The sequence below is a fragment of the Nonomuraea sp. NPDC001684 genome, from assembly GCF_053596515.1.
The window spans coordinates 1-5,776 of the sequence record NZ_JBSFGJ010000540.1 but is presented as its reverse complement, the minus strand read 5'-3'; the positions used below and the strand labels follow the sequence as shown (position 1 = coordinate 5,776).

Genomic DNA, 5,776 nt, shown 5'->3' with positions numbered 1-5,776 from the left:
TGATCAACTTCGCCATGGGCGTGGTGACGGGCATCGTGCAGGAGTTCCAGTTCGGCATGAACTGGAGTGAGTACTCCACGTTCGTCGGTGACGTCTTCGGCGCCCCGCTGGCCATGGAGGCGCTGCTGGCCTTCTTCATGGAGTCCACGTTCCTCGGCCTGTGGATCTTCGGCTGGGACCGGCTGCCGAAGAAGGCGCACCTGGCCAGCATCTGGGCCGCCGCGATCGGCTCCAACCTGTCGGCCTACTTCATCCTCGCGGCCAACGCCTGGATGAAGTACCCGGTCGGCTACGAGGTCGTGGACGGCAAGGCCAGGATGACCGACCTGTGGGCGGTGCTGACCAACTCCACGGCGGTCGCGCAGGTGCCGCACGTCATCGGGGCCGCGTTCATCGTGGCGGGCGGGTTCGTGCTGGCGGTCAGCGGCTACTGGCTGCTGCGGACGCGCGCGCCGATGTGGCGCAGCGCCGCGCGCGGCGCGCTGGTCATGACGGCGATCGCGGGGGCGGTCGTCGCGGGCACCGGCGACATGTCGGCCAAGCTCATGTACGAGCAGCAGCCCATGAAGCTGGCCGCGGCCGAGGGCCTGGAGCGCGACACCGCGGGCGCGGCCTTCTCCCTCGCGCCCGGCATCGAGATCCCCAAGGTGCTCAGCTTCCTGGCCACCAACGACCCCGACGCCACCGTGCAGGGCACCGAGGACCTGCAGAAGCGCTTCGAGCAGCAGTTCGGCCCCGGCGACTACCGGCCCGACCCGACGATCGTGTTCTGGTCGTTCCGCGTGATGATCGTGTTCGGCATGGCCACCGCGGGGCTCGCGCTGCTCGGCCTCTGGCTGACCCGGCGCAGGCGCGAGGTGCCGTCCTGGCTGGCGCGGGCGCTGCTGCTGGCGCTGCCGCTGCCGTTCGCGGCGGTGATCGCGGGCTGGCTGCTGAGCGAGATCGGCCGGCAGCCCTGGACGGTCGCCGGCGAGCTGCTGACCGCCTCGAGCGTCTCGCCCGGCGTGACCCTGGCCGAGGTCGCCATCTCGCTGACCGTCTTCACACTCCTGTACGGCGGCCTGGCCGTGGCCGAGGTCGTCCTGCTGGCCAAGCACGTGCGCAAGGGCGTCGAGGAGCGGCAGCCCGCTCCCGAGGCGCAGCCGCTCGAACCGTCGCTGATGTACTAGAGGGACCAGACCATGATCAACCTGTGGTTCGTCATCATCGCCTTCCTCTGGACCGGGTACTTCGTCCTCGAAGGCTTCGACTTCGGCGTCGGCCTGCTGGCGCCGCTCCTGAGCAGGAACGCCGCCGAGCAGCGCCAGAGCCTGCAGACCATCGGCCCGGTCTGGGACGGCAACGAGGTGTGGCTGATCACGGCCGTCGGCGCCATGTTCGCCGCCTTCCCCGCCTGGTACTCCGGCCTGTTCAGCGCGTTCTACCTGCCCGTCACGCTCATCCTGGTCGGCCTGATCGTGCGCGGCGTCGGGCTGGAGTGGCGCGGCAAGGTCGCCAACCCGATCTGGTGCGACCTCGGCATCCTGGTCGGCAGCGGCCTCCCGGCGTTCCTGTGGGGCGCGATCTTCGCCGACGTGCTGTTCGACAGCGGCCCGGCGGCCCTGCTCGGCGGCGCGTTCACGCTGACGCTCTGCGTGCTGCACGGCGCGGTCTTCCTCGCCCTGCGCACCACCGGCCCGGTGCGCCGCCGGGCCAGGACCGCCGCCATGGCCGCGGCGGCGGTGGCCATCCCGGTGGCCGTGCTGGCCCTGTCGAACCTGGGCTCGCTGCCCGCCCTGGCCGCCATGGCCGCGCTGGCCGCCGCGGCGGCGCTGATCTGGCGACGCAGGGAGGGCTGGGCGTTCGGCGCGACCGCTGCGGGCATCGTGCTGGCCACGCTGGCGGTCTTCATGGAACTGCGCGTCGCGCCGCTGCCCGGGCTGACCCTGGCGGCGGCCGCCTCGGGGCCGTACACGCTGACGATGCTGAGCTGGATCGGGCTGATCACGCTGCCGTTCGTGCTGGTCTACCAGGGCTGGACGTACTGGGTGTTCCGCAAGCGGGTCATGCTCGCGGCGGCGTAGGGCGCCTCAGCCGACCGTGCGCATCTGGTTCGTGCGGTGGTCCTTCAGGTGGAGGTCGCCGCCGAGCCGCTCCTTCAGCAGCTCCAGCACCTTGCGGCTGGACAGCACGGTCCACAGGTTGCCGACCAGGTGCGGGTTGTACTCGGGGGCGGCGTCCATCCAGGCGTCCTTGCCGGACTGGCTGGCGAACGTCGTGACGAAGAACTGGCCGTCGGCGGTCCGGCAGTAGCCCGTACGGATCTCGGCGGCGTCGACCTGCATGCGCGGCTTGCAGCCGACCTTGGCGGCGAGCTGCTCGACCGTCTGGGGCGCCGCCGCCCGCGGGGCGTTCCGGCCGGCCGCCGCCGGGCCGCCGGAGCCGCCGCCGGCGGAGCAGGCGGCGACCAGCCCGGCCAGCAGCGCGAGGACGGCCAGACGTGGAAATGTCGTCATGTGCGGAGATACGCACGGCCCCCCGCGCCGGTTCAGCGCAGGACGGCGCAGCCCCGGGCGCGCAGCAGATCGAGCACCGGCGGGTCGTCGTAGAGCTTGTTCCAGCGCAGGTCGAGCTTGCGCAGGCCGGTCAGCTCGGCGACCGCGGCGGGCAGCTCGCGCAGCCGGTTGTTGCGCAGGTCGAGATGGGTGAGGCCGGACGGCAGCGCGGGCAGCTCGCTCAGCTGGTTGTTGCGCAGGTCGAGCACGCGCAGCTCGGTCAGCGCCGCGAGGGCGGCGGGCAGCCGGGTCAGCCGGTTGCCCTGCAGATGCAGCTCGCGCAGCCGGCCGAGCCCGCCCACGGTCTCCGGCAGCGTCTCCAGCCGGTTGTTGTACAGGCGCAGCTCCACCAGCGACGCCATCGACCCGAGCGCGTCCGGGAGCCTGGTCAGCCGGTTGTCGGTGAGGTTGAGGTAGGCCAGCCGGTCGAGGCGGCCGAGCGCGGCCGGGACGTCGGTGAAGCCGTTGTCGCTCAGGTAGAGGTAGTCGGTGAGCGGCAGGTCGCCGACCTCGGACGGGATCGAGGCGAGCCGGTTGTGGCCGAGGTCGAGCATGCGCAGCCGGGTCAGGCCGCCGATGGCCGCGGGGAGCTCGGTGAGGGCGTTCTCGGCGAGGTTGAGGGATTCCAGCGCGGTCAGCTTCCACAGCCCGGCGGGCACGGAGGTCAGCCGGTTGCCGCCGAGCGCGAGGTGGCGCAGGCGCGGGCCGAGGTCGCCGGTCAGGCGCTCGATCCGGTTGCCGTAGAGGAAGAGGGTCTCCAGGCCGGGCGGGCAGCCGGGGACCTCGGTCAGCTCGTTGCCGTCGAGGTGCAGGGCGCGCAGCGCGGTCAGGCCGGACAGGCGGGGCAGCTCGCGCAGCCGGTTGCCGTCGAGCCGCAGTTCCTCCAGCGCGGCCAGCCCGGCCACCCGGGCGGGCACGTGCGTGATCTCGTTCCAGGCCAGGTCGATCGTGCGCACGTCGTCGGGCACGTCGGGGAAGCGGGTCAGGCCGGCGCCGGGAGCGAGCATGGCGCCGATCATCGCATACGCAGCCCGAACAGGTCGGACGGCGAGATGGGCATGCGGTCGATCTCGATGCCCTCGGCGTCCTCGATCGCCGAGGCGATGACCGCCGACACCGGGATCACGCCGGCCTCGCCCGCGCCCTTGATGCCGAGCGGGTTGAGCGGCGAGGGCGTCTCCAGGTGGGCGGTCTCGATCGGCGGGATCTCGGTGGCGTACGGCATGAGGAAGTCCATGAACGAGGCGTTGACGAGCTGGCCGTGGACGTCGTACTCCATGCGCTCGTACAGGGCGCCGCCGATGCCCTGGGCCACTCCCCCGTGGATCTGGCCCTCCACGATCATCGGGTTGATCAGCCGGCCGCAGTCGTGCACGACGGCGTACCTGACGACCCTGATCTCGGCGGTGTCCGGGTCGGTCTCGACGACGGCCGCGTGCATGCCGGAGGCGAACGTGGACCGGATCGGCGAGTAGAACTCCCGCCCCTCCAGGCCCGGCTCGTCGCCCTCGGCCACCGGCGGGCGGGCCGGGTCGGCCGCGCCGGAGAACTGGGTCGCCCTGGCCGTCTCCTCGTCGAAGGCGTACCGCAGCGGGTTGGCCAGCACCGCCACCGTCGAGAGCGGGATCGCGGCGGTCGGCGCGCCCACGACGTGCACCAGGCCGTCGTCGATCTCCAGGTCGGCCGGGTCGGCCTCCAGGGCGTCGGCCGCGATGCGCAGCGCCTTCTCCTTGACCTTCCGGCAGGCCAGGGCGATGGCGTTGCCGCTGACGACGGCGGCGCGAGAGGCGAAGGTGCCCACCGCGTACCCGAACCTGCGGGTGTCGCCGGTGACCACGCTGACGCGTTCGATGGGCACGCCCAGCTCGGCGGCGGCGATCTGGGCGAAGACGGTCTCGTGCCCCTGCCCCTGGGAGGTCAGGCCGGTCGAGACGTGCACCCGGCCGTCGGAGGTGATCTGCACGTGCCCGCCCTCGTACGGGCCCACGCCCGTGCCCTCGACGTAGCAGCCGATGCCGATCCCCCGGCCCGGACGCCGCTCGAAGGAGTCCCAGCCGATCAGCTCCTTGATCATGCGGAGCATCTCCGGGTAGTTCCCGCTGTCGTAGATGAGCGGGCGGCCGTCCTGGAACGTCATCCCCTGGTCGTAGGGGAACTCGTCGGGCCGGATGAAGTTGGCCGCGCGCACCTGCGTGCGGTCCTTGCCCAGGTAGCGGGCGATCTTGTCCATGGTCCGCTCCATGCAGAACACGCCCTGCGGCCGGCCGGCCCCCCGGTACGGCGTGACCTGCACGGTGTTGGTGTAGACCGCGGTGAACTCGACCCGGTAGGCCCCCGGCTTGTACGGCCCCAGCAACTGCGTGGAGGTGACGATGGGCACGATGATCCCGTACGGCGTGTAGGCGCCGTGGTCGTGCAGGATCGTCACGTCCAGGCCCAGGACGCGGCCGTCGTCGTCGAAGCCGACGCGTACGTGGTGGATCTGGGCGCGTTCGTGCGCGGAGGAGATGAAGTGCTCCCTGCGGTCCTCGGTCCACTTGATCTCGCGGCCGAGCGTCATCGCGGCCCACGGCACCAGGATCTCCTCCGGCCACGGATGCACGATCTTCACGCCGAAGCCGCCGCCGACGTCCGGGGCGATCACCTCGACCTGCGGCAGCGGCAGCCCGAGCGCGGCGGCGACGGCCATGCGCACGCTGGTGGAGGTCTGGGTGCTGGAGTGGACGCGCAGGTCGCGGCCGTCCCAGCGGGCGTGCACGCCGCGGCCCTCCAGCGGCATGCTGGCGCTGCGCTCGATGTCGAGCCGGAAGGCCAGCGTGTGCGGCGCGCTCTCGACGGCCTCGCGCGCGCCCCTGCCGTCGGCCCCCGGCACCTCCTGGACGAGGTGGGCCCCCACGTTCCCCGGCACGTCCTCGTGCACGAGCTGGGCGCCCTGCACCGCCTCGGCCAGGCCGACGACCGGCTTGAGCGGCTCGTAGGCGACCTCGATGAGCGCGCAGGCGTCCTCGGCGGCGTACCGGTCGGCGGCCACGACCATGACCACGGGCTCGCCGACGTGCCGGACGACCTCCCTGGCCAGCGGGTACGCCGTGCGCCCGTGGGTGAGCGCCGGGTGCGGGATCAGCAGCGGCAGCGGCCGGCCCACCCGCTCGGGCAGGTCCTCCCAGGTGTAGATCGCGACCAGGCCCGGCACGTCGAGCGCGGCGGACACGTCGATGTCGCCGACGCGGGCGTGGGCGTGG

Annotated in this window: 5 protein-coding genes; 2 read left to right on the top strand and 3 right to left on the bottom strand. The window is 72.4% G+C overall.

The genetic code is table 11. The annotated features are described in order from the left end of the window. The coding region (locus tag ACWCSD_RS46450; RefSeq protein ID WP_449925174.1) for a cytochrome ubiquinol oxidase subunit I at positions 1 to 1,169 on the top strand (1,169 nt) is incomplete at its 5' end. Between the two features lie 12 nt (positions 1,170 to 1,181). Next, positions 1,182 to 2,063, top strand: a complete 882-nt coding sequence (cydB, locus tag ACWCSD_RS46445) for a cytochrome d ubiquinol oxidase subunit II (protein ID WP_352363882.1) — start codon at positions 1,182 to 1,184, stop codon at positions 2,061 to 2,063. A 6-nt stretch (positions 2,064 to 2,069) separates the two neighbouring features. On the opposite strand, the gene ACWCSD_RS46440 is transcribed toward cydB, so the two are convergent. The 3 genes from ACWCSD_RS46440 to cutA form a co-directional block, all read right to left on the bottom strand. Continuing rightward, complete coding sequence (locus tag ACWCSD_RS46440; protein WP_449925171.1) at positions 2,070 to 2,495, bottom strand: hypothetical protein; 426 nt, start codon at positions 2,493 to 2,495, stop codon at positions 2,070 to 2,072. A gap of 32 nt (positions 2,496 to 2,527) precedes the next feature. Further along, complete coding sequence (locus tag ACWCSD_RS46435; protein WP_397163675.1) at positions 2,528 to 3,541, bottom strand: leucine-rich repeat domain-containing protein; 1,014 nt, start codon at positions 3,539 to 3,541, stop codon at positions 2,528 to 2,530. A gap of 8 nt (positions 3,542 to 3,549) precedes the next feature. Beyond that, positions 3,550 to 5,776: aerobic carbon-monoxide dehydrogenase large subunit (gene cutA / locus ACWCSD_RS46430; protein WP_449925168.1), on the bottom strand; the 2,227-nt coding region annotated here is incomplete at its 5' end.